The sequence below is a fragment of the Variovorax sp. 01N429 genome (assembly GCF_056399425.1).
In genome coordinates this window covers 200,187-222,556 of record NZ_JBFTRG010000007.1, presented here as the reverse complement: position 1 = coordinate 222,556, position 22,370 = coordinate 200,187, and the positions used below count along the sequence as shown (strand labels likewise).

The window sequence follows — 22,370 nt, the reverse complement described above, 5'->3', positions numbered from 1 at the left end:
TCAAAATGCTGGTTCGACAAATACGTCTCTGGAGCCCTCATGACCGACCCGACAACCACAACGGCAGCCACGACGAAAACGACGGCGCAAACGGAAACCATCGTCCTCGGCGGCGGCTGCTTCTGGTGCACCGAAGCCGTGTTCGATCGCGTCCGCGGCGTGGTCGACGTCGAATCCGGCTACAGCAACGGCCAGGTCATGCATCCGAGCTACGAACAGGTCTGCACTGGGCGCACCGGCCATACCGAAGTCGTGAAGGTGCAATTCGACCCCGTCGAGATCTCGCTTCGACAGATCCTGGAGATCTTCTTCGTCGTGCATGACCCGACCACGCTCAACCGCCAGGGCAACGACGTCGGCACGCAGTATCGCAGCGGCATCTACTACACGAACGATGCGCAGAAGAAGGTGGCCGAAGACGTGATCCGCGAGATCACCGAAAGCAAGACCTATCGCTCGCCCATCGTGACCGAGGTGAAGGCGCTGGACAACTACTCGACGGCCGAGGCCTATCACCAGGACTACTTCCTGAACAACCCGAACCAGGGCTATTGCTCTTTCGTCGTCGGGCCGAAGGTCGAGAAGTTCCAGAAGACCTTCGCTTCGTATCTGAAAGCTTGACTCGGAGCGCTCGATGAGTTCCAGCGAAACGGGCGGGCTGGAGAGCCGGTCCGTCCGGGTCCGCGGCCGGGTGCAGGGCGTGGGCTATCGCGAAGCGTGCGTGCGGCATGCACGCGCGCTCGACGTCACCGGCTGGGTGCGCAATCGGGCGGACGGCTCGGTCGAAGTCCTGCTGCAAGGATGGCCGAGCCAGTTGGCGCACATGTGCGAGTGGCTGCGCACGGGTGTTCCGGGAGCGCGGGTCGACTCGATCGAGGTTACGGACGTGCAGCGGCCTTCCAAGAGGCTGGATGGGTTCGAACGCCTGCCCACCGCTTAGGCCGGTATCCTCGCCGCCGTGAATGCTTCCGTCCTCGCCTCACTGTTGCCTGTCGTCTTGCTCATCGCCGTCGGGTTCTTTGCAGGGCGAATGGGCTGGGTCGGCGGGGGCGCACTGCGTGACCTGTCGAACCTGATCTTCCTCCTTCTGGCGCCGGCGCTGCTCTTCCGGTCGATGAGCACCGTGCGCGTGGAGGAACTCAGCCTTCGGCCGGTGGCCGCGTACTTCATCGCGGCCGGGCTGATCTTCGGGGGGACGATGCTGTGGCGGGGCTTCAACCGCACGGCCGCTGTTCTCGCGCTCGCCAACACTTACAGCAACACGGTAATGATCGGGATTGCGCTGGTCAGCCTGGCGTATGGACCCGAGGGCATGGTCGTGCTGCTGACGCTGGTCTCGTTGCATTCGCTGGTGCTGTTGACCAGCGCGACCGTCGTACTCGAAATGGCAGTGGCGCACGAGCATGCCGCGAGCAGCGGCGAAGCGCGTCCGGCCTCGGCGAGAGTCGTCGGTCGGGCGCTCTATCACGCGATCATTCATCCAGTGCCGCTGCCGATCATTGCCGGTCTTCTGTTCGCTCAATCGGGGCTGCACATGCCGGAGGCCATCGACACGCCCATCGCCTTGCTGGGGGGCGCCTTCAGTCCGGTTGCGCTGGTCATGGTCGGCATCACGCTGGCGTTGACGCCCGTGGGCGAGCACTGGCGTGGCGCGCTGGTCCAGGCGCTCGTCAAGAACCTGGTGCACCCGCTGCTGGTGGCCGGCATCGGTCTGGCGCTGGGACTGCGGGGGATACCGCTCACGGTGATGGTGGTGGCCGCGGCACTGCCCATCGGCGCCAATGTCTTCCTGTTTTCGCAGCGCTATCGCACCGCCGAACAACTCGTGACCGCCAGCATGGTCGTGTCCACGGCTTTGGCGCTCGTCACGCTGACCCTCGTCATGGCGCTCGCGAATCACCTCTAGCGCAGGGGCGCCAGCGCGCGTCAGGGTGCGAGGCGTTCGCGCACCCAGGCGCCGCTTTCGATCCGATAGCGAAGCCGGTCGTGCAGGCGGCTCTTGCGGCCTTGCCAGAATTCCCAGCGATCGGGCATCAGCCGAAAGCCGCCCCAATGCGGCGGCCGTGGCGGCGAAAGCAGATGTCGCGCCGCCTGCACCGCGGCGTTCTTCACCAGCACGTCGCGCCCGCTGATGACTTCGCTTTGCGGACTGGCCCACGCGCCGATGCGCGAATCGAGCGGGCGGCTTGCAAAGTAGGCGTCGCTTTCGGCGTCGCTGACCCTTTCGACGCGGCCCTCGATGCGCACCACCCGTTCGAGTTCGACCCAGTGGAATTGCAGCGCCGCGTACGGGTTGCCGGCGAGGTCCTGACCCTTGCGGCTGTTGTAGTTCGTGTACCAGACGATTCCGCGAGCGTCGTAGCCCTTGATCAAGACGATGCGGGTGGAAGGTCGCAGGTCGCCGCCGACGGTGGCCAGCGTCATCGCGTTCGGCTCGGGGAGCTTGGCGTCGATAGCCTCGGCCAGCCAGCGTTCGAATTGCTGCAGCGGATCGGCGGCGCTGCCGTTTTCGTCAAGTTCGGCGCGCTCGTAGCTCTTGCGCAGTGCGGCCAGCGATTCGGTGGGAGAACTCATGCCGCCATTGTTGCGCATGCGAAGGGAAGATACTGCGGGGATGAATGAGCTGAACGAAGCGTCCGAGCCCCGTCGGCCGACGGTCATCGTGCTGGCCTCCGGCCGTGGCGAGCGCTTCAAGGCGGCCGGCGGCGTCGGACACAAACTCCAGGCGCCGCTGGGCAGTGCGACAGTGCTTGCGCACACGCTCGCCTCGGTGCGTGCGAGCGGCTTGCCATGGCATGTCGAGGACGTGGGGCACCCCGGCATGGGCGACTCGATCGCAGCGGCCGTGCGCGCCACGCCCGATGCGGGCGGCTGGCTGATTCTTCCGGCCGACCTGCCCTTGGTCCAGCCGGCCACTCTGCTCGCCATCGCTCGGGCCTTGGTCGAGCCGATGCGCGCCGCTCAGCCACACTACGACGGCCAGAGAGGTCACCCGGTCGGGTTTGCGGCGGCATGCGGCGCGCAACTGGCGGCGCTGTCCGGCAATGTGGGAGCAGCGGCCGTGCTACGGGCGCTCCGGGAGACGCACCAGGTCGCCGAGATCGAGGTGGACGATGTCGGCATCGTCACCGACATCGACACGCCCGAGCAGCTGGCGCACGCCGAATCGCTGCTGCTGGAGCGGCTCAGCCGCGAGTGATCAGCCCGCAGGCGATGCGCGGGCCCGAGTTGCCGGCCGGCTGCGAGGTGAAGTCGTCGCGGTCGCGATGTACGACCAGCGCCCGTCCGACCACGTTGTTCACCGCGCCTTCCGTCAGCGAAATCGAATGCACGTCGACACTGAATTTGGCTGCACCGCTGGCATCGGCGACCAAGCTGGGCAACTCGCCCGCATGGCTGCCCGGCGCTGCGAACTTGCCATGCGTGCCCCCGGATGGATTGAAGTGGGCGCCCGACGCGTTGCCGTTGTCGCCGCAGTCGCCTTTTTCGTGGATATGGAAGCCATGCTCGGTGCCAGGCGGAAGACCACGCACTTCGCCCGCGACGCGCACGCCATGTTCGAGCGGCGTGAAAGTCACCTTGCCCATGGTCGGGTTCGGCGAAATCGCTGCGGTCGGCGCGAGATTGGCGGTGGCGCCCACTCCCGAGCCCATGGTGCCGCAAGCAGCGATCAGGCTGGCAGATGCAAAGGTGGCAGCGATGGCGATCAATCGGCTCGGCAGGTGCGGCATTGGCGTTACTCCTTGGGTTGAGGCGTGGGTGAGAGCGATGGCTCCGAAGGGTATACCGGAGGCGGCTGATCGCTGCCAATGGCCTGCGACGACAGGCGGGATTCGGCCAGCTTGACCAGCCTCGCCAGCGCCGCGTCGTGGATGCCGTGGTGCTTCAACTCCAGCAATGTCTGTTGTGCATAGTCCAGCGAACTCCCATAGCGGCCGACCGCGGTCTCGAAGATGTGCCGATAGCGCTCGTCAGTCAGTTCGCCGGTGAAATTCGGGCTGTGCCGCGACAGGGTGAAGGCGAGTGCGCGCACCGTCGAATGCGGCGTCTCGCATTCGAGCCAGCGCGGGTCGTAGACGCCAGTCGGCATCTCCCGCAGCCAGAGTCGTCCGAGCGTTTCGAGCCCATCGGCGGCCGGCACGCGAAAAACCATCCCCCGGCAGCATCCACCCGACAACAGCCCGAACACCAGCCCGGGGTTTTCGACGGTGCCGCGATTGACGCGGCTCCACATCTTGAGCGCGCGGTGCCAGCCGTGCACTCGTGCCGGCAGGCGCTCGATGAAGCCGAACTCCGGCCGCCAGATCAGCGACCCATAGCCGAAGAGCCATAGATCCTGGTGGCCGCCCCATTCGTCGATCACACGGTCGAGCATGGGCTTCGGGTCCCGCAGGGGCTTGGGCATCGGGTCCAGCCCCGGAGGGCCCGGGTCGGCAGCTTGGTTGCTGAGGGCGACGCCTACAATTTCGTGATCATGGTTCACCGCACCATTATTTACCGACCCCTCGATTACGGAGACCCGCCCATGTCAGTGATGAACGAAGACGACAGCCAGCAGAATTTCATCCTCGCCTTGGTCATGGGGTTGATAGCGTTGGTGATCCTCTTCGTGATCGGCATCGTGCTCTACCAGAGGAATCACATGAGCGCCGCGCCGGCCGGGCCCGTCGCCGCGTCCGCAGCCGCGCCGGCGACCACCGTGGCCGTCGTCACGGAAACCGTGACCGTCGTGATTCCGGAAGGCGCGAGCATTCGCGTCGCGGGCGACGTCGTGAACTTCTATTTCGCAACGGCCAGCGCCGACATCGCGCCCGGCGCTGCCGAAGCACTGGCGATCGTGATCAAGGGCGTCGAAGCCGGCCACAAGGCAGTCGTGTCCGGCTTCCACGACACCACCGGAGACGCGGCGCTGAACGAGGAACTCGCCAAGAAGCGCGCCGGAATGGTTCGCGATGTCCTCACCGGCCTGGGCGTGCCTGCGGACAAGATCGAGCTGAAGCGACCGCCCGTGACCGCCGGCACCGGCGACGACGCGGAAGCGCGCCGGGTCGAAGTGAAGTTGGTGGATTAGCCCTACACCAGTGCCTCCACCAGTGCCTCGCGGGAGCCGGTACGATTCACCCCCGAGCTGCCGCACATGGCAGCTCATCGGCAGTGCGACAAATTCCATGACTACACACCCCACAGTCCGCGATGTCACCGACCGTATCCGCGAGCGCAGCCGTCCGCTGCGCAGCGCTTACCTCCAGCGTCTGAGCGAAATCCGCGACCGTGATCGCGGTTCGGACCGCATGGGCTGCGCGAATGTGGCCCATGCCGTTGCGGGTATTCCTGCCAACGACAAGATCAAGGTGGTGGCCGAGCGCGCACCCAACATCGGCATCGTCACAGCCTACAACGACATGCTGTCGGCGCATTCGCCGTACCAAGGCTATCCGGACATCATCAAGCACGAGGCTCGCCGCCAGGGCGCCACCGCGCAAGTCGCGGGAGGCGTGCCGGCGATGTGCGACGGCGTGACGCAGGGAACGCCCGGCATGGAGCTCAGCCTCTTCAGCCGGGACGTCATCGCGATGGGCACGGCGGTGGCGCTCACGCACGACATGTTCGATGCCGCGCTGCTGCTCGGCGTCTGCGACAAGATCGTGCCGGGGCTGCTGATCGGCGCCTTGCACTTCGGGCATCTGCCGATGGTGTTCGTGCCGGCGGGGCCGATGCCTTCGGGGCTCTCCAACAGCGCCAAGTCCAAGGTTCGCGAACAGGCGGCCCAGGGGCTGGTCGGGCGGCAGGGGCTTCTCGAGGCCGAAATGCAGGCCTATCACGCCCCAGGCACGTGCACCTTCTACGGCACGGCCAACAGCAACCAGATGTTGCTTGAAGCCATGGGACTGCACGTGCCCGGAACGGCGTTCATCCAGCCCGGCGATTCGATGCGCGAGGCTTTGACGCGCGAAGCTGCGCGCACCGTGCTGGGGCGCGCTTCCGATGCACCCCATGCCGTGCCTCCGATCGGCCAAATGGTCGACGAGCGCGTCATCGTCAATGCGATGGTTGCACTGCTTGCGACGGGCGGCTCGACCAACCACCTGATCCACTGGGTTGCGGTCGCGCGTGCGGCCGGGATCCTCATCGACTGGAACGACTTCTCGGAGCTTTCCGATGTCGTGCCGCTGCTGACGCGGGTCTATCCCAACGGCAGCGCCGACGTCAACGAATTCCAGGCTGCAGGCGGTCCGGGCTTCGTGATCGGCGAACTGCTCGACGCCGGCCTGATGCACGCAGACGTGCTGACGGTGCGGGCTGGCGGCATTCGCGAGTTCGCGAATATTCCGGCGCTGTCCGGTGCGCCCTCTGACGAGCATTCGCTCAAGTGGCAGCCCGCCGCTCCGCTTCGGAATGACGCCGTGACGAGACCCGTGTCCGCGCCCTTCAGCGCGACAGGCGGGCTGAAGCTGCTCAGCGGCAATCTCGGCCGGAGCGTGATCAAGGTTTCGTCCGTTCCGGACGATCGGCACGTGATCGAGGCGCCGGCCCGCGTGTTCGACTCGCAAGCCGCGCTGCAGCAGGCATTCAACGCCGGCGAGCTGGAGCGCGACGTGGTTTGCGTGGTGCGCTGGCAAGGCCCGCAGGCCAACGGCATGCCCGAGCTGCACAAGTTGACGCCGCCTCTGTCCGTGTTGCAGGGCAAGGGCTTCCGGGTGGCGCTGGTCACCGACGGGCGCATGAGCGGCGCTTCAGGCAAGGTGCCGGCGGCGATCCATGTGTCTCCCGAGGCCGCCGCCGGCGGTCCGCTCGCCAAGGTGCTCGACGGCGACCTGATCCGGCTCGACGCGGTGGCCGGCACGCTGACCGTGCTGCTTCCCGAAGACGAATGGACGTCGCGCCAGCCCGCGACCCAATCGCCGGAGCAGCGTGTGGCCAACGGCTTTGGCCTGGGTCGCGACCTGTTCGCCGGCATGCGCCGCAATGCATTGACAGCAGAAGAAGGAGCCTGCACATGGCTGTGACCGAATCGATTTCCGCGCTCGACGTGATGCGCGATGCGCCAGTGATTCCGGTGATCGTGCTGCACGACGTCAAGGACGCAGTGCCGCTGGCGCGCGCCCTTGTGGCGGGTGGCATCCGCATGCTCGAAGTGACGCTGCGCACCCGCGAAGCGCTCGAATGCATCGAGATCATCTCCAAGGAAGTGCCCGAGGCCGTCGCCGGTGCGGGCACGATCCGCAGCGCCGCCGATGCGCAGGCGTCGGCGCTGGCGGGCGCGAAGTTCGGCGTGAGCCCTGGCTACACGCGCGCGGTGGGCAAGGCTTGCCACGACCTGGGTCTGCCGCTGCTCCCGGGCGTTGCCACGGGCAGCGAAATCATGCTTGCCCAGGAGGATGGCTTCACCGAGCTCAAGTTCTTTCCTGCGGTGCAGGCGGGGGGGCTTGCCATGTTGAAGGCCTGGCAGGGGCCTTTCGGCGACGTCAAGTTCTGCCCGACTGGCGGCGTTCACGCGGGCAATGCGCATGAGTTTCTTGCGCTCGCCAATGTCGCCTGCGTCGGTGGGTCGTGGATCGTACCGACGGACGCAATTGCCGCCGGTGACTGGTCCCGGATCGAGGCGCTCGCGCGCGAGGCGAGCAAGCTGGCGCGATGAGCGGCACGGCTGAGCTCGGTGACCTGAAGGTCATCGCCTTCGACGTCTTCGGCACGGTCGTCGACTGGTATTCCGGCATTGCCGCCGAGGCCGAGCGAATCGTCCCGGGCGTCGACGGAGGCGCCTTTGCGCTGGCCTGGCGGGCAGGCTACCAGCCCGCCATGCGGAGCGTGATGGCGCGAATCGCGGCAGGCGAGGGCGGTTTCACGCTGCTTGACGAACTGCACATGGGCATGCTCGGCAACGTGCTGCGCGACTTCGGCATCGATGATCTCGATGCGACGCGAAAGCGCGACCTCAACAAGGCATGGCACCGGCTCCCCGCGTGGGCCGACACGGTGGAGGGGCTGACACGGCTCAAGCGCAAGTACATCATCTGCACGCTCTCGAACGGCAACATCGGCCTGCTGACGGAAATGGCCAAGCACGCCGGACTGCCATGGGACTGCGTGCTTTCCGCCGAAGTGTTCAAGGCCTACAAGCCGGACCCGCGCACCTATGTCGGCGTCGCAAGTGTCTTCGACGTATCTCCCGGGCAGGTGATGCTGGCGGCTGCGCATCACGATGACCTGGCCGCTGCGCGGACCTGCGGACTGCGCACCGGCTACATCGAGCGGCCGCTTGAATTCGGACCTTCGCGGCCTAAGGATGTGTCGCCCCAGCCCGAGAACACGCTGCACGCTCGCGACATCGGCCATCTGGCGGATCTGCTGGGCTGCTGATGCTTCAATCCACGGCGCAGCAAACGGCTCAGGCGGAGCGCCACTTCAGGGCCGGGCAAGCCGCGCTTGCCGAGGATCTGTTGCGCAAGGTGATCGCGCGCGATCCGAAGGTCGCCAAGGCCTACGAGCTGCTGGCGTACATCTGCGGCAATCGCCAGGACCTGGCGGCATGCGAGGAATTCCTGGAGAAGGCGGCAGCCCTGCCCCAGTGTTCCCCGGAAGCGCTGTTCTATCTCGGACGAGCGCAGTTGCAACGCGGGCGGGCGCGCGAGGCGGTGGGATCGTTCGATCGCGCGATGAAGCAGGCCGGAGAATTCTTCGAGGGGCTGCACGAATTGGGCGTAGCGCACAGTGCGCTCGGGGCGCATGACGCCGCTTTGCAGGCTTTTCGGCGGGCCGAGCGTCTCAATCCGCGATCGCGCGAATTGCAGTCCAACCTTGCGGACACGCTGGCGGCATTGCAGCAATTCGGGCAGGCGCTCCAGCACTACGACCGCGCGCTGACGCTCGATCCGAAATTCGTACAGGCTTGGGCGAATCGCGGCACGGTGCTGACCGAACTCGGTCGCGGGCCGGACGCACTTGAAAGCTATACACGCGCATTGGCGCTGGCGCCTGAAGACGTGCCCACCTTGATGAACCGCGCCGCCACGCTGACCGTGCTCAAGCGACACGCCGAAGCGCTCTCCTGCTATGACGAGGTCGCCCGTCTTGCGCCGGATACGGACTATCTGCGCGGGCAGCGGCTGCATGCGGCGATGTTCGCCGGCCGATGGGACGGCTGGGCGGATCAGGTCGGTGACATCGTGGCGCGGGTCGAAGCCGGTGAAAAGGCGGCGATGCCTTTCGCGCTCACCGCGACGCCCGCGAGTTCGGCCATCTTGCTGAAATGTGCTCGCACCTATGCGCAGGACAAGCACCCCGCGCGCGAGCCGACAGCAGTTCTCGCTCCGGTTGTACGTGACCCGGGGCGAAAGCTGCGGGTCGGCTACTTTTCGACCGACTTCCGCGAGCATCCGGTCTCGCAGCTGATTGCGCGCGTGCTGGAGTGCCACGATCGCGGTCGCTTCGAATGGTTCGGCTTTGCGCTTGGGCCTCCGGTGCGCGACGAGATGGGCGCGCGCATTGCGGCGGCTTTCGATCATTTCGCGCATGTCGGGGACCGAAGCGATGCAGCCATCGCAACCATGGCGCGTGATGCCGGCATCGACATCGCGGTCGACCTCAACGGCTTTACCGAAGGCGCGCGGCCGGACATCTTCGCGCGGCGCGCGGCGCCCGTGCAGGTCAACTATCTCGGCTACCCCGGCACCATGGGCTGCGACTACATGGACTACATCGTGGCCGATGCGACGCTCATCGCGCCGGACGAATACGCGCACTACGCGGAAAAGATCGTCGTGCTGCCGGACTCCTACCAAGCGAACGACAACACGAAGCGCGTCGCCGAGGGAATGACCACCCGCGAAAGCTCGGGCCTTCCGCCCAATGGTTTCGTCTTCGCGTGCTTCAACAGCAACTACAAGATCACGCCAGACGTGTTCGACGTCTGGATGCGGTTGCTGCGAAACGTGCCCAGTAGTGTGCTGTGGCTGCTGGAGGGCAACGCCGATGCCCGCAGTGCGATCGAGGCCGAAGCGAGCCGGCGCGGCGCGGGTGCGGAGCGCATCGTCTGGGCGCCGCGCATGCCGCTGGCTGAGCATCTGGCGCGGCACGCCCATGCCGATCTGTTCCTGGACACCTTCCACTACAACGCGCACACGACGGGGGGCGATGCGCTCTGGAGTGGGCTTCCCGTGTTGACGCTGGCCGGCCCGACCTTCGCTTCACGCGTCTGCGCGAGCTTACTCGGCGCAGTAGGCCTGCCCGAGCTGGTGACCCACACCGTTGAGGCGTACGAAGCATTGGCCTTGGCGCTGGCGACCTCGCCGGAACGCCTCGCCGAACTTCGTGGCCGACTGCAGATGAATCGCAAGACCATGCCGCTGTTCGATTCGCCGCTTTTCGCACGGCGGATCGAAGCGGCCTACGAGGCGATGTGGGACCGCCATCAGCGCGGCTTGGCGCCCGATCACATCCGGATCAGCGACGCCGCCGAGCCGGTGCTCTAGCGCAGTCCGCCGCCCGCAGCGGCTTCGGCGCGCTGGATCAGTTCAATTTTGTAGCCATCCGGGTCCGTCACGAAAGCGATGACCGTGGTGCCGCCCTTGACCGGGCCGGCTTCGCGCGTGACGTTGCCGCCGGACGCCTTGATCTTTTCGCACGCCGCGTATGCGTCAGGGACTCCCAGTGCGATGTGGCCGTAGGCGGTGCCGAGCTCGTAGCTTTCCGTTCCCCAGTTGTAGGTCAGTTCGATTTCAGCCTGGGCCGGATTGCCTTCGTAGCCGACGAACGCGAGGCTGTACTTGTATTCGGAGTTCTCGGAGGTGCGCAGCAGTTGCATGCCGAGCACTTGCGTGTAGAAATCGATGGAGCGCTGGAGATTGCCAACGCGCAGCATGGTGTGGAGGATTCGCATCTCGTGGGTCGCCGTTGAAATTGTTGGTCGACGATTGTCGCGCTTGGGCGCGGGATCAGCGATTCGGCATCTCGAACACCAGGCAGGTCGTCGTCGCATGTGCATACAGGGTGCCGTCCGCGCCGACGAGCCGGGCTTCGGCGGTCGCAAGCTGCCTGCCGCAGTGGATCACAGTGCCTTCGGCGCGCACGCGCTGGACCTTGGGCGTCAGCGCCTTGACCAGGTTCACGCTCAACTCAGCCGTGGTGTAGGCGCGGCCGACCGGCATCATGGTGTGCACCGCGCAGCCGAGTGCCGAATCGAGCAGCGTGGCAAACCAGCCTCCGTGGACGGTGCCGAGCGGATTCAGGTGCTCTTGCAGCGGCGTTCCCTGGAAGACCGCGCGACCTGCCGCGACGTCGATCAGCTGGAAATGCAGGGTCTTCGCCATTTGGGCGTACGGAATCTCCGCTTGAAGCATCGCTTGCATCACTTCAAGTCCGGTCTTGCCGGCAATCTGGTCTGGCCTTGCGAGACCGGGCCCAGGGCCAGCGTCGAGCCGCTTGTTGATGGCGTCTTCCTCGGCGATCCAGGCAGCCAGTCGATCCGTCGATGTCATTCAGGTTTCCTTAACAGTTGCATATACAATGATTGTAGCTACAATCGTTCGCATGAATGCCATCGTCAAACCCCAGGGCTGCACCAATTTCAGGTTGCGTCACTTGATGCGGCAGGTCGCGCGCCACTACGACGCGGAGGTCGCCAAGAGCGGGCTCAAGACCACGCAGTACTCGTTGCTGTCGCACGTGCTTCACCTGGGGCCGCTGCGGCCGGTGGACCTGGCGCAGGCCATGGGCGTTGAAGCGTCGACGCTGACGCGCAATCTCAAGCCGATGATTGCCGCCGGCTGGCTCCTGCAGGGCGAGGGACCCGACGCGCGCAGCCGCCTTATCGAAATCACGGACGAAGGCCGCGAGAAGCGCGCCGAAGCCCAGCGCCATTGGCGCGCGGCGCAAGAGCAGCTCAATGAAGTGCTCGGGATCGAGCGTGTGGTGGCTCTGCATGCGCTGATCGACGAAAGCATCGAACTGCTGCAGATCGCCGACCAACTGACCGAGGAAAACGCCCATGAATGATCGAAACATCACCGCTGCAGCGCCTGTCGCACCAGTCGCACCAGCCGCGGGCTTCGCCATCGGCCTGGTGCTTCTCGCGGCCGCCGGCACCTTCGCGCTGACCATGGGCGTGCGGCAGACGATGGGTTTGTTTCTCTCCTCGCTGAACACGTCGACGGGCCTGGGCATCGGCAGCATCAGTCTCGCCTTCGCGTTCGGGCAGCTGTGGTGGGGCCTGACACAGCCTTTTGCGGGCGCGGTGGCCGATCGCATCGGCACGGGGCGCGTGGTCTTCATGGGCGTGGTGTTGGTCGCGCTCGGCACCTTCATTACGCCGCTGATGAGCACGACGGGTGGCCTGATCTTCGCCATCGGCGTGTTGGCCGCCGGAGGCGCAGGCATGGCCGGGCCATCTGTGCTGATGGCCGCGACGACGCGCCTCGTACCGGCGCACAAGCGCGGTCTTGCCACGGGTGTGGTGAATGCGGGCGGCTCCTTCGGCCAGTTCGCCATGGCGCCAATCGCAATCGGCCTGATGGCCACCGTTGGCTGGGCGAGCGCAATGCAATGGCTGGCCGTTCTGATCCTGCTGGCGCTGCCTGCCGTCTTGGTGCTGAAGGGCAACTCGAATCAACTCGCAGCGCAGTCCGCGGCCGCCAGCGGCATCAAGCCGCTTACTGCACGCGAAGCCATCGGCCAGGCGATCGGAACGCCGAGCTATCGCTACTTGAGCCTCGGCTTCCTGGTCTGCGGCTTCCATGTGGCGTTTCTCGCCACGCACCTGCCGGGCGTGATCGCCGCGTGCGGCCTGCCGCCGGAGATCGGCGGGTGGGCACTCGGGATGATCGGCCTCTTCAACATCGTCGGCAGCCTGGCCATGGGCTGGGCCGTGGGGCGCTGGCGCATGAAGTCGCTGCTGGCGCTGCTCTATGCGACGCGTGGCATTGCGGTGCTCGTCTTCCTGCTGGCTCCCAAGACGCCAGCAGTGATGCTGATCTTCGCGGCGGTGATGGGCATCACCTTTCTTTCGACGGTGCCGCCCACGGCAGGGCTGGTCGCCAAGATGTTCGGGCCGGCCAACATGGCGATGCTGTTCGGCATCGTGATGCTGGCGCACCAGATCGGCGGCTTCCTCGGCGCCTTTCTCGGCGGCTATGTGTTCCAGGCCACCGGCAGCTACGACATCGTCTGGTACATCGACATTGCCCTCGCAGCCGGCGCAGCACTGATCAACCTGCCCATTCGCGAAGCGCGGCCCGCAATGCTCGCCAAGGCGGCAGCATGAGCATTCAAGAGCGTGCCGCCATGAGCGCGCCCCAAGGCGTCGATCCGCGCACGCGGCTGTTGCTCGAAGCGCCGATCGTGCCGACGCTGCTGCGGCTTGCCGCGCCCAATGTGCTGGTGATGATCGCGCAGGCGTCCGTGGGGCTGATCGAAACCTACTTCGTCGGCAAGCTGGGCACCGATGCGCTTGCCGGCATGGCGCTGGTCTTCCCCATCGTGATGCTGATGCAGATGACATCGGCCGGCGCGATGGGCGGCGGCATCGCTTCGTCCATTGCACGTGCGCTCGGCGCGCGGCGCCGCGACGATGCCGACGCGCTGGTGCTGCATGCGATCGCAATCGCCCTGGGCTTCGGATTGCTCTTCATGCTGGTTCTGCTGCTCGGCGGTCGCTGGCTCTACATGCTCATGGGCGGGACCGGCGCGTCGCTCGGCGCGGCGATGGCCTACTCCAACGTGGTGTTCGCGGGTGCTGTGCTGGTGTGGCTCTTCAATTCGCTGGCCGCGGTGATTCGCGGAACCGGCAACATGGCCGTACCGGCGAACGTGACTGTCGCCGGCGTTGTCGTGCTCATTCCACTGTCGCCATTGCTGATTTTCGGCTGGGGACCGATTCCGGGCTTGGGGATTGCCGGCGGTGCCGTCGCGTTGCTGCTTTACTACCTTGGCGGATCGGTCGCGCTCTGGATCTATCTTCGCTCCAGCCGCAGTCTGCTGAAGCCTTCGATGGCGAACGCGCGCTTTCGCTGGCCGCTGTTCAGCGACATCCTGCGCATCGGCCTCATTGGCGCAATTTCCACTGTCGCGACGAATCTGTCGATCGGCATCGCGACGGCGCTGTCGGGTCATTTCGGCCCGGGTGCGATCGCCGGCTACGGCACGGCTGCACGTCTCGAATACCTGCTGGTGCCGCTCGTGTTCGGGCTCGGCGCACCGTTGGTCGCCATGGTCGGCACCTGCATCGGTGCTGGCCAGCGCGAGCGGGCATTGCATGCGACGTGGGCCGGTGCTGCCATCGCTTTTGTGCTGACAGGCGCCATCGGCCTGGCTGCTGCGTTGTTCCCGAGACCCTGGCTGATGTTGTTCGGCAGCGATCCGGCAATGCTCGAAACAGGCGCGCAGTATCTGCGTGCAGCCGGGCCGTTCTATGGCTTCTTCGGCGTCGGGCTGGTGCTGTACTTCGCATCGCAGGGGGCAGGGCGACTGCTGTGGCCTGTCATCGGAAACATTGCGCGTCTCGTGGTCGCCGGGATCGGCGGTTGGATCGCCCTGCGTTGGGGCGGCACGCTCATGCATGTGTTCTTCGCGCAAGGCCTCGCGCTGATGGTCTACGGCGGCGTCACGGCTGCAGCCGTCGCCGGCGGCGTCTGGTTTGGCCGTATCGGCTGGCCCCGCACCACGACAGGGCTGTTGCGCCGCATGCAACTCTCCTGATCGACTCTCCTGATTTTTCCCGAAACTTCCTGAAGGCAAGTATGCAGATCAAGGACTCCGTGGTTTTCGTCACCGGCGCCAATCGCGGGCTCGGTCTCGCGTTTGCGCGTGCGGCGCTCGCCGGTGGTGCGAAGAAGGTGTATGCGGCAGCTCGCGATCCGGCCAGCATCACGCTTGCCGGCGTGCATCCGGTCGCGCTGGACGTGACGCGCCCCGAGCAGATCGAGGCCGCAGCCCGCGCGTGCGGCGACGTCGACTTGCTCATCAACAACGCCGGCATCTCGCGCGGCGTGAGCCTCTTCGGCACCAGCGATGCCTTCGATGCCGCGCGTGCTGAATTCGAGACCAACTTCTTCGGCCCCTGGGCCATGAGCCGCGCTTTTGCCCCGGTGCTGGCGGCGAACGGCGGCGGCGCCATCGTCAATGTGCTGTCGGTCCTGAGCTGGCTCACGCTGCCGACCTCCGCGACCTACTCGGCTTCGAAATCGGCCGCTTGGTCGCTGAGCAACGGGCTGCGCTCCGCGTTGCGCGAGCAGGGCACACAGGTGTTGAGCCTGCATGTGGCCTTCATGGACACCGACATGGCGAGTGGCGCGCCAGGCCCGAAGGCATCTCCGGACGATGTGGCGAAGCAGACTTTCGACGCACTCGAAGCAGGGCGGTTCGAATTCTTGGCCGATCCGCTGACGCGACAGGTCAAGGCGGGCCTTTCCGCCGATGCGCCACCGTATGCGGTGAACCCGGCGGCGAATCCGGCGGGCTGAACCGCGAGCCGGCGGCAGCTATCATCCGTACCCCTCGATCGGCGCTCTGCGGAGTCGACGCGGCGCGGATCGGATCCTGTTTTCAGAAGCATCGGCATGCGCCTTGACCGCTGCCGCGATCGCCCGACTCCGCCAGCGTCGCGCCTTCTGGAAGATACATGCTTCGTCTGTTCACCGCATTCAAGAGGTGGCGCGCTTCGCGAGATGCCGGGCATCAGCTCGACGCCTTGCTGGCCATGGCCAACGCGAACGCCTCCTACGCCCAGCGCAACGAATGGCTCATCGAGCTTGCGCATTGGATTCATCGCCGAGACAAGCTTCTGGCCGACGCCACTGAACGTATCGCGGACAAGTCACGGGCCGCTTCGATCCACGCGCGGGTGCGCTATCTGCTCCACGTGCTCGACCGCAACCTTGCCTGGAAGGGCAACGTCGCCGGCATCTTGCGAGCGGTGCTCCGCGAGAGCGACGGCATTTCGCTGCTGTGCGACGCAGGCATGCCGATCCACTCCGGCCTTTTCGGCGCGCTGGCCGAGCGCTTTCAGTCATTGATGATTCCGCCGACGCCGAACCGGCGCGAACTGAGTGCGCTGTTCACGCTGATGTTCACGTCCAGCGCCGATGCCGACTGGATCGACACCCTGCCGTCCGACTTGCTCCTTCGCATCCGCGAACTGTTCGACCACGGCTCGGCGGACGACCCGCGGCGCGTGGGCGCGTTCTCACTCGATCTGCTCGCGGCATTGCACAACCTCACCTGTCAGATCAGCTCGACCGGCATGTCTCAGTTGGTGCGCGGCAAGCTCGGCGACGCCGACGCGCGCGTCGCGACCGAGTCGCAGCCCTTCTATCGGCTCCCGCGCGCGATGCTCGCGGTAGAAGCGGCGCACGAGGCAGTCGAAAGCGGTGCAGAGCCCGGTCGGCTGCTGCGCGAAGTCAACTACCTGCGGGTGCTGCTGGACCAATGCCGCATCGCCATTGACGATGTGTTCAGCAATCTCTATCGCAATGGCGTGAGCGTCGACATCGTGTTCCAGATGGAGCGCATGCGGATGCGCATCGCGCGCGCCGAGCACCTGCTGGACGCGTGGATGGCGTCGGACGACATGCGCGCCCTCGCGCGGCTGACGGCCGAGCTCGTCAAGGCGAACCGCGAAAGCCAGAGCATGTCGCACCTGCTGAGCAGCAACTTCTCGCTGCTCGCGCGCAAGGTGGTCGAATACAACGCCGAGACCGGCGAGCACTACATCACGCGCGATCGCCAGGAGTATCTGAGCATGCTGCGGATGGCGCTCGGCGGCGGTCTGGTGACGGTGATCACCGTTTGCCTCAAGCTGGGGATCAGCGGGGCTCATCTGCCGTCGCTGATCGAAGGGCTTCTGGCGTCCGTCAACTACGCCGCGAGTTTCCTGCTGATCCACTTCCTGCATTTCTCGCTTGCGACGAAACAACCCGCGATGACCGCACCGACCCTCGCGCGCGAACTCGACGCCGCCGGGACAGAGCAGGGCATGGACGAGTTCGTGACGTCCGTGCTGGCGCTGATCCGCACGCAAGCGGCAGCGGTGCTGGGCAATGTGCTGGCCGTCTTTCCGGTTTGCCTCGGCGTCACGTTGCTTTGGCGCGCCCTGTTCCAGACAGACATGATTTCTCCGGAAAAGGCGCATGCAACGTTGCAGTCTTTCTCTCTGCTGGGGCCGACGCCGATCTATGCCGCTCTGACCGGCGTGCTGCTATGGGCTTCGAGCCTTTTCGCGGGTTGGGTGGACAACTGGTTCGTATTGCATCGGGTCGGTGATTCGCTCGAATACAACCGCCGCCTGCGCATGACCTTCGGCGTGGCTGGCATGGCGCGGCTGGCGGCGTTCTGGCGCTTGAACATCGCGGGTGTCGCGGGCAATGTGTCGCTCGGGTTCATGCTCGGGTTGATCCCGGCCATTCACTCGGCCCTGGTGTTCAATTTCGAGGTGCGGCATGTGACGCTCAGCGCGGGATCGGTCGGCGTGGCCCTGGGCGTGCTCGGTACGGCACCGCTTCGATCGTCTGAACTGTGGTGGGCCGTTGCCGGCATCGGCAGCATGGCGGTGCTCAATGTCGCGGTGAGCTTTGCGTTGGCCTTCCACATGGCTGTTCGGTCGCGCGCGCTGCGCAATGCGGACGTGCGGTCGCTCTACAACAGCGTCTGGCAGCGCGTTCGCAGCCGGCCCATGGACCTCTTCTGGCCCAGCGCGCGGCCGAGCGCCTGACCGAGCTCAGGCGCGCTGTACTCCGCTGAAAGCCGCCACGAAGCGTTGCGCGTCTTCGCGCACCGCGTCGGCGCTCTTGCCCGGCTTGTACAGCGCGGAGCCGATGCCGAAGCCCACTGCGCCCGCGGCGCGCCATTCGTCCATGTTGCGGGGCGAGATGCCGCCGACTGGCATCAGCGAAGTGCCTTTGGGCAGCACCGCGAGCATCGCCTTCACGACCGCGGGGGTTGCCAGTTCCGCGGGAAACAGCTTGAGTCCGTCTGCGCCCGCGGCCAGCGCCGCGAAGGCTTCGGTCGGCGTCATGACGCCGGGCAGGCTGACGAGGCCGAGCCGCTTCGCTTCGGCGATGACTTCGGCGCTGAAGTTCGGCGCGACGATCAGTTCGCCGCCGGCGGCGTGTACGTCGCGCACCTGCTGTGCATCGAGCACTGTGCCGGCGCCGACCAGCGCGTCAGGAAAGCGTTGGCGAAGCAAGGCAATGCTCTCGAGGGGCCGCGGCGAGTTGAGCGGAACTTCGAGCAGCCGGAAGCCGGATTGGACGAGGGCGTCTCCCACGTCGGCAGCTTCTTCCGGCGTCAGGCCGCGCAGGATCGCGACCAGCGGCAGGTGCTTCATGGCGGCATCGAACTTCTGCGACGCCGTGGTGGCGGTGTTGACTGTAGAGGTCATGATTTGCGATGGCCATTGGTGTGGTTGGTGTGGAGTGCATGCAGCCCGGCCCAGGTTGCCTCGGCACCGAGCGTCCTGGCCCTGGTGCCGGAGGCCTGCAGGGCCAGCATGTAGCGCTGGGTGAGCGCAGGCGAACCGATCAGCACCACCTCGCCCGCAGCATGCAGCGATTGCGTGCGCAGTTCTTCCCCGATGAGGATGCCCGAGAGATAGCTCGAGAGTTCGCGTGCCGGCATGCGCTCGAACAGCGAGAGGGTGCGCGCGCCGAACGCGTTGTGCAGCAGACCTTGGCCGTTGTCCGATTGCGTGACGCCTTGCAAGAAAGCGGCTTCGTCGAGCGGCGCGGAGGTATCCATCGTGCGCGCGAGGATCGAATGCTGGCTCAGCACCGCGTAGAACTCGCCCGTCATGAAGGTGCGAAAGCCCGTCACCATGCCGTTCTTGACCCGGGCCCATTTGTTGTGCGTGCCGGGCAACACGAAGAGGCCGTCGCGCAATTCGGTCAGTGCCATCGCGCCGAGAATCTGCACTTCCTCTCCGCGCATCACGTCGGGCACGCCGTCGTGCATGTCGCTCAGTCCCGGCACCAGCGAGATGCGGCCGGGTTCGATCTCCATCACCCTGTTGCGGATTTCGGCGAGTCCTGCCGGGCAAGGGCAGTAGGGCGCCTCGACCCATCCCTGCTTGCTTCCTGCCATGCCCGATATGAGGCAGCGCGTTCCCTGCGGACGCATCCAGTCGCCGAAGAGCGTCTCGAACACTTCGGTGAAGCCTCCGCTCTTGACGGTGAGGATGCCGCGCAGATGGCTTTGCTCTTCAAGCACGTGCCCGTCGGCATCGATCAGCGCGCCGCGCAGCGAACTGGTCCCCCAGTCGACGGCAACAAGGCGTGTGTGGCTCATGGGCGGTCCCGGGGTTTGTACGCAGTGACGTCGATCTCGACCTTCGCGTCGATCATGAGCCGCGACTCGACCGTGGAACGCGCAGGCCGATGATCGCCCAGGCACTCCATGTACACGCGGTTGAAGCTGCCGAAGTCGCGCGCGTCGTTCAGCCAGACGCTGACTTTGGCGATGTCGGCCAGTGTGCAGTCGGCCAGCGCCAACGCCTGTTCTATGCGCTTGAAGACCTGCCGCGTCTGCGCTTCGATGCCGCCGACGATGACCTGGCCCTGGTCGTCAGTCGGTACCTGGCCCGATACAAAAACGAAATCGCCCGCGCGGGTGGCGGGCGACAGCGGACGAGCCTGGCGGTCTGAGGCGATGGGCGACTGGCCGAGCATTTCAACTTGGGACATGGTGATGAGCTTGTAATGAAATTACAGAAAATACGAGGGTAAACCCCCGTTTGACGTGAGATACCGCTGTAAATACGATCGATGATGTAATGTTATTACTCATGGAGCCGCGATGCAAACGTCCGCGATCACTGTACCGACCCCTGGCTTTTCTCCCTTGAACCCGGTGCGCGCGCCGCGTTGGCGGAGTGTCGCAGGCGCGCTTGCCGCCGCATTCACGTTGGCCATCTTGCCGGGTGCCATGTGGGCCGAGCCCGCAAAGGGAGGCGCTGCCAACCTCGCCATGGTGGGCGAGCCGCAGGGCCTCGACCCGATGACCAGCACGGCCGACCTCGTGGGCACCATCATGCAGCACGTCTACGAGCCTCTCTACACCTTCGATGCAAACTGGAATATTGCGCCGATGCTGGCCGAAGGCATGCCGGTGGTCTCCAAGGACGGCCTGACCTACACGATCGCGATTCGCAAGGGCGTGAAGCTCCACAACGGGCGTGACCTGAATGCCGATGACGTTGTGGCTTCGCTGCAGCGCTGGATGGAACTCTCGCCACGTGGCAAGGCCGTCGGCAAGGAAGTCGCTTCGCTCACGGCCAAGGGCCCGCTCACTGTCGAGCTGAAGCTTGCGAACCCCTACGCGCCACTGCTGGCCCAGCTCGCATTGCCCAGCGGGATGGCGGCCATCATGGCCAAGGAAAGCATCGCGCCGCAGCTCAAGGAATTCATCGGAACCGGCCCCTACAAGTTCAAGGAACGCCGTCCGGATCAGTTCACCGTGTTGGTGCGCCATGACGGCTACACCGCCCGCAAGGAAGCGCCGAGCGGCTATGCCGGCCGGCGCGAGGCGCTGCTCGACGAACTGCGCTTTGTGCCCGTGCCCAATGCCAACACGCGCGTCGAAGGCTCGCTGTCCGGGCAGTTCCAGTACGCCGATCTGCTGCCGGTGGAGGCCGTCGGCCGAATCGAGAAAGGCGCCCCGGCCGTGGTGCCGATCGTGACGAAGAACTTCGGCTTTCCATACATCGTGTTCAACACCAAGGAAGGCGTGCTGGCCTCCCAGCCGCTGCGCCGTGCGGTGCAGACGGCAGTGGGCGAGGGCGAACTGATGGCCGCGGGCTTCGGAGACAACCGCTTCTTCGTCGTCGAGCCCAACTTCTTTCCGAAGGGGACGCCTTACTACTCCGCAGCCGGCGCCAACGCTTACAACACGCGCAATCCGCAAGCGGCCAAGGATCTCGCGGCGAAGGCCGGCTACAACGGCCAGCCCATCCGCATCATGGCGAGCCGGCAATACGAGTTTCACTACAACATGGCGCTCGTGATGTCCGAGCAACTCAAGAAGGCGGGCTTCAAGACCGACCTGCAGGTGGTCGACTGGGCGACGCTCGTGCAGCGCCGCAACGACGCCAAGCTGTGGGATGTCTACTTCACGCATTCGGGCCTGTTTCCGGAGCCGATGCTCTCGCCGCCGCAACTGGGCGACGGCGCGCCGGGCTGGTGGGATACGCCGGCCAAGAAGTCGACGCTCAGCGCCTTCAACAAGGAAAGCGATCCGGCCAAGCGCGGTGCGCTGTGGGGCCAGGTACAGCAGACGGTCTATGACGAAGTGCCCTTCATCGAAGTCGGCAAGTTCAACAGCCTGTCGGCACGTTCGGCAAAGCTGGAGGGCTTCACGCCGGCGATCTGGCCGTTCTTCTGGAACACCGGCCTCGCCAAGTAAGCGCCTCGGGCTCCTTTCATGCTGCGCTTCCTGCTTTCACGCCTCGCCGGTGCACTGGTGGTGCTCGCCATCGTGGCGGTGCTGGTCTTCGCGCTGACGCGCCTCGCGTCGGGAGATCCTGTCGCGCTTCTGCTTGGCGACCAGGCCACTGCCGAGGACATCGCCCATGCCCGCACGCAATATGGGCTCGACAAGCCGCTGCCCACGCAGTTCGTCTTGTGGGTGGGAGAGCTGCTACATGGCAACCTGGGGCAGTCGCTGTTCTTGCAGCGGCCCGTTGCGCAGGCGCTGCTCGAGCGTGCGGAGCCGACTTTGTTTCTCGCACTGTTCGCGGTCGGCATCGCGGCATTGATCGGCATTCCGGCGGGCATGGCGGCTGCCGTCTGGCGCGGCAGTGCAGCCGATCAGGCCGTGAGCGGCGTGGCCATGCTGGGCGCAAGCGTCCCGAGTTTCTGGCTGGGGTTGATCCTCATCCAGTTCTTCGCCGTCAAGCTCGGCTGGTTCCCCGCATCGGGCTACGGTGATCCGAGCGCATCGCTGGGAGAGCGGCTGCATCACCTCTTGCTGCCCGCCCTGGTGCTTGGCTTGCTCAACTCAGCGTTGATCATCCGCTTTACCCGAGCGTCGATGCTCGACATCCTCGGCGAAGACTATGTGCGAACTGCCCGCGCCAAAGGCTTGCCGGAGAGCGTCATCATGGTCAAGCACGTGCTGCGCAATGCCCTGGTGCCGATCATCACGGTGCTCGGTCTCACGCTGGCCTTGATGATCGGCGGCACGGTCGTGACCGAGACGGTGTTCAACCTTCCCGGCGTCGGCAACCTCGTGGTGCGCGCGGTATTGCGGCGCGACTATCCGGTGATTCAAGGCACGCTGCTGGTGATCGCTGCGATCTACGTGTTCATCAACCTGGGTGTCGACTTCGTGTACACGCTGGTCGATCCGCGCATCCGGCTGGGGTCGAAATGAAAGCCGCCGTGACTTCT

The 22,370-nt window shown here is 65.6% G+C and carries 24 protein-coding genes; 16 read left to right on the top strand and 8 right to left on the bottom strand.

The genetic code is table 11. The annotated features are described in order from the left end of the window. Nucleotides 1–39: 39 nt before the first annotated feature. Genes msrA through AC1DSF_RS15085 form a run of 3 tightly spaced genes read left to right on the top strand, consistent with a single transcriptional unit; the run spans nt 40 to nt 1,906 of the window. The gene (gene msrA / locus AC1DSF_RS15095) at nt 40–621 is read left to right on the top strand and encodes a peptide-methionine (S)-S-oxide reductase MsrA (RefSeq protein WP_478126987.1); all 582 of its coding nucleotides are present in this window, start codon (nt 40–42) and stop codon (nt 619–621) included. 13 nt (nt 622–634) lie between these two features. Continuing rightward, nucleotides 635–940 (top strand): acylphosphatase, encoded by a 306-nt coding sequence (locus AC1DSF_RS15090; RefSeq protein WP_478126986.1) that lies wholly within the window; start codon nt 635–637, stop codon nt 938–940. Nucleotides 941–958: 18 nt separating this feature from the next. Then, entirely contained in the window at nt 959–1,906 is a 948-nt protein-coding gene (locus tag AC1DSF_RS15085; RefSeq protein ID WP_478126985.1) for an AEC family transporter, read from the top strand. Nucleotides 1,907–1,926: 20 nt separating this feature from the next. Here the strand turns inward: AC1DSF_RS15085 and pdxH are convergent, their stop codons facing one another. Continuing rightward, nucleotides 1,927–2,592: a pyridoxamine 5'-phosphate oxidase gene (pdxH, locus tag AC1DSF_RS15080; protein ID WP_478126984.1), complete on the bottom strand. Its 666-nt coding sequence runs from the start codon at nt 2,590–2,592 to the stop codon at nt 1,927–1,929. A gap of 22 nt (nt 2,593–2,614) precedes the next feature. Between pdxH and AC1DSF_RS15075 the strand changes: the two genes are divergently transcribed. Beyond that, the gene (locus AC1DSF_RS15075) at nt 2,615–3,199 is read left to right on the top strand and encodes a nucleotidyltransferase family protein (RefSeq protein ID WP_478126983.1); all 585 of its coding nucleotides are present in this window, start codon (nt 2,615–2,617) and stop codon (nt 3,197–3,199) included. On the opposite strand, the gene AC1DSF_RS15070 is transcribed toward AC1DSF_RS15075, so the two are convergent. Both AC1DSF_RS15070 and AC1DSF_RS15065 read right to left on the bottom strand, forming a co-directional pair. Beyond that, complete coding sequence (locus AC1DSF_RS15070) at nt 3,186–3,731, bottom strand: superoxide dismutase family protein (RefSeq protein WP_478126982.1); 546 nt, start codon at nt 3,729–3,731, stop codon at nt 3,186–3,188. The two genes, AC1DSF_RS15075 and AC1DSF_RS15070, sit on opposite strands and share 14 nt — an antisense overlap. Before the next feature lie 5 nt (nt 3,732–3,736). Beyond that, the gene (locus tag AC1DSF_RS15065) at nt 3,737–4,405 is read right to left on the bottom strand and encodes a gamma-glutamylcyclotransferase (protein ID WP_478126981.1); all 669 of its coding nucleotides are present in this window, start codon (nt 4,403–4,405) and stop codon (nt 3,737–3,739) included. 129 nt (nt 4,406–4,534) lie between these two features. On the opposite strand from AC1DSF_RS15065, the gene AC1DSF_RS15060 reads away from it, so the two are divergent. The 5 genes from AC1DSF_RS15060 (at nt 4,535) to AC1DSF_RS15040 (ending at nt 10,472) form a co-directional block, all read left to right on the top strand. Beyond that, the gene (locus AC1DSF_RS15060; protein WP_478127088.1) at nt 4,535–5,071 is read left to right on the top strand and encodes an OmpA family protein; all 537 of its coding nucleotides are present in this window, start codon (nt 4,535–4,537) and stop codon (nt 5,069–5,071) included. Between the two features lie 97 nt (nt 5,072–5,168). Next, nucleotides 5,169–7,007: a phosphogluconate dehydratase gene (gene edd / locus AC1DSF_RS15055; RefSeq protein WP_478145700.1), complete on the top strand. Its 1,839-nt coding sequence runs from the start codon at nt 5,169–5,171 to the stop codon at nt 7,005–7,007. Then, nucleotides 6,998–7,639, top strand: a complete 642-nt coding sequence (eda, locus tag AC1DSF_RS15050; protein WP_478145699.1) for a bifunctional 4-hydroxy-2-oxoglutarate aldolase/2-dehydro-3-deoxy-phosphogluconate aldolase — start codon at nt 6,998–7,000, stop codon at nt 7,637–7,639. Before edd ends, eda begins: the two co-directional genes overlap by 10 nt. Further along, nucleotides 7,636–8,361 carry a haloacid dehalogenase type II gene (locus AC1DSF_RS15045; protein WP_478126978.1) on the top strand — a complete coding sequence of 242 codons (726 nt, stop codon included), beginning with the start codon at nt 7,636–7,638 and terminating at the stop codon, nt 8,359–8,361. The genes eda and AC1DSF_RS15045 overlap by 4 nt, the downstream gene beginning before the upstream one ends. Further along, nucleotides 8,361–10,472 (top strand): O-linked N-acetylglucosamine transferase, SPINDLY family protein, encoded by a 2,112-nt coding sequence (locus tag AC1DSF_RS15040; protein WP_478183044.1) that lies wholly within the window; start codon nt 8,361–8,363, stop codon nt 10,470–10,472. The genes AC1DSF_RS15045 and AC1DSF_RS15040 overlap by 1 nt, the downstream gene beginning before the upstream one ends. On the opposite strand, the gene gloA is transcribed toward AC1DSF_RS15040, so the two are convergent. Next, nucleotides 10,469–10,879 (bottom strand): lactoylglutathione lyase, encoded by a 411-nt coding sequence (gloA, locus tag AC1DSF_RS15035; RefSeq protein ID WP_478126976.1) that lies wholly within the window; start codon nt 10,877–10,879, stop codon nt 10,469–10,471. The two genes, AC1DSF_RS15040 and gloA, sit on opposite strands and share 4 nt — an antisense overlap. A gap of 55 nt (nt 10,880–10,934) precedes the next feature. After that, nucleotides 10,935–11,477, bottom strand: a complete 543-nt coding sequence (locus tag AC1DSF_RS15030; protein WP_478126975.1) for a PaaI family thioesterase — start codon at nt 11,475–11,477, stop codon at nt 10,935–10,937. Nucleotides 11,478–11,529: 52 nt separating this feature from the next. On the opposite strand from AC1DSF_RS15030, the gene AC1DSF_RS15025 reads away from it, so the two are divergent. The 5 genes from AC1DSF_RS15025 to AC1DSF_RS15005 all read left to right on the top strand — a co-directional run bounded on the left by AC1DSF_RS15025 (nt 11,530) and on the right by AC1DSF_RS15005 (nt 17,701). Next, on the top strand, nt 11,530–11,994 hold the full coding sequence (locus AC1DSF_RS15025; protein ID WP_478183043.1) for a MarR family winged helix-turn-helix transcriptional regulator: 465 nt from the start codon (nt 11,530–11,532) through the stop codon (nt 11,992–11,994). Then, entirely contained in the window at nt 11,987–13,258 is a 1,272-nt protein-coding gene (locus AC1DSF_RS15020; RefSeq protein WP_478126973.1) for an MFS transporter, read from the top strand. Before AC1DSF_RS15025 ends, AC1DSF_RS15020 begins: the two co-directional genes overlap by 8 nt. Further along, complete coding sequence (locus AC1DSF_RS15015; protein WP_478183042.1) at nt 13,255–14,691, top strand: MATE family efflux transporter; 1,437 nt, start codon at nt 13,255–13,257, stop codon at nt 14,689–14,691. The genes AC1DSF_RS15020 and AC1DSF_RS15015 overlap by 4 nt, the downstream gene beginning before the upstream one ends. A 41-nt stretch (nt 14,692–14,732) precedes the next feature. Then, nucleotides 14,733–15,455: an SDR family oxidoreductase gene (locus AC1DSF_RS15010; protein ID WP_478183041.1), complete on the top strand. Its 723-nt coding sequence runs from the start codon at nt 14,733–14,735 to the stop codon at nt 15,453–15,455. Between the two features lie 158 nt (nt 15,456–15,613). Further along, the gene (locus tag AC1DSF_RS15005; RefSeq protein ID WP_478145693.1) at nt 15,614–17,701 is read left to right on the top strand and encodes a site-specific recombinase; all 2,088 of its coding nucleotides are present in this window, start codon (nt 15,614–15,616) and stop codon (nt 17,699–17,701) included. 6 nt (nt 17,702–17,707) lie between these two features. On the opposite strand, the gene AC1DSF_RS15000 is transcribed toward AC1DSF_RS15005, so the two are convergent. Genes AC1DSF_RS15000 through AC1DSF_RS14990 form a run of 3 tightly spaced genes read right to left on the bottom strand, consistent with a single transcriptional unit; the run spans nt 17,708 to nt 19,667 of the window. Next, nucleotides 17,708–18,370: a 2-dehydro-3-deoxy-6-phosphogalactonate aldolase gene (locus tag AC1DSF_RS15000; protein ID WP_478183040.1), complete on the bottom strand. Its 663-nt coding sequence runs from the start codon at nt 18,368–18,370 to the stop codon at nt 17,708–17,710. Then, on the bottom strand, nt 18,367–19,272 hold the full coding sequence (locus AC1DSF_RS14995; protein ID WP_478183039.1) for a 2-dehydro-3-deoxygalactonokinase: 906 nt from the start codon (nt 19,270–19,272) through the stop codon (nt 18,367–18,369). Before AC1DSF_RS14995 ends, AC1DSF_RS15000 begins: the two co-directional genes overlap by 4 nt. Continuing rightward, complete coding sequence (locus tag AC1DSF_RS14990; RefSeq protein WP_478126967.1) at nt 19,269–19,667, bottom strand: RidA family protein; 399 nt, start codon at nt 19,665–19,667, stop codon at nt 19,269–19,271. The genes AC1DSF_RS14995 and AC1DSF_RS14990 overlap by 4 nt, the downstream gene beginning before the upstream one ends. A 112-nt stretch (nt 19,668–19,779) precedes the next feature. Between AC1DSF_RS14990 and AC1DSF_RS14985 the strand changes: the two genes are divergently transcribed. Beyond that, complete coding sequence (locus tag AC1DSF_RS14985) at nt 19,780–21,384, top strand: ABC transporter substrate-binding protein (protein WP_478183038.1); 1,605 nt, start codon at nt 19,780–19,782, stop codon at nt 21,382–21,384. Between the two features lie 18 nt (nt 21,385–21,402). After that, nucleotides 21,403–22,353: an ABC transporter permease gene (locus AC1DSF_RS14980; RefSeq protein WP_478126965.1), complete on the top strand. Its 951-nt coding sequence runs from the start codon at nt 21,403–21,405 to the stop codon at nt 22,351–22,353. Nucleotides 22,354–22,370: the final 17 nt, after the last annotated feature.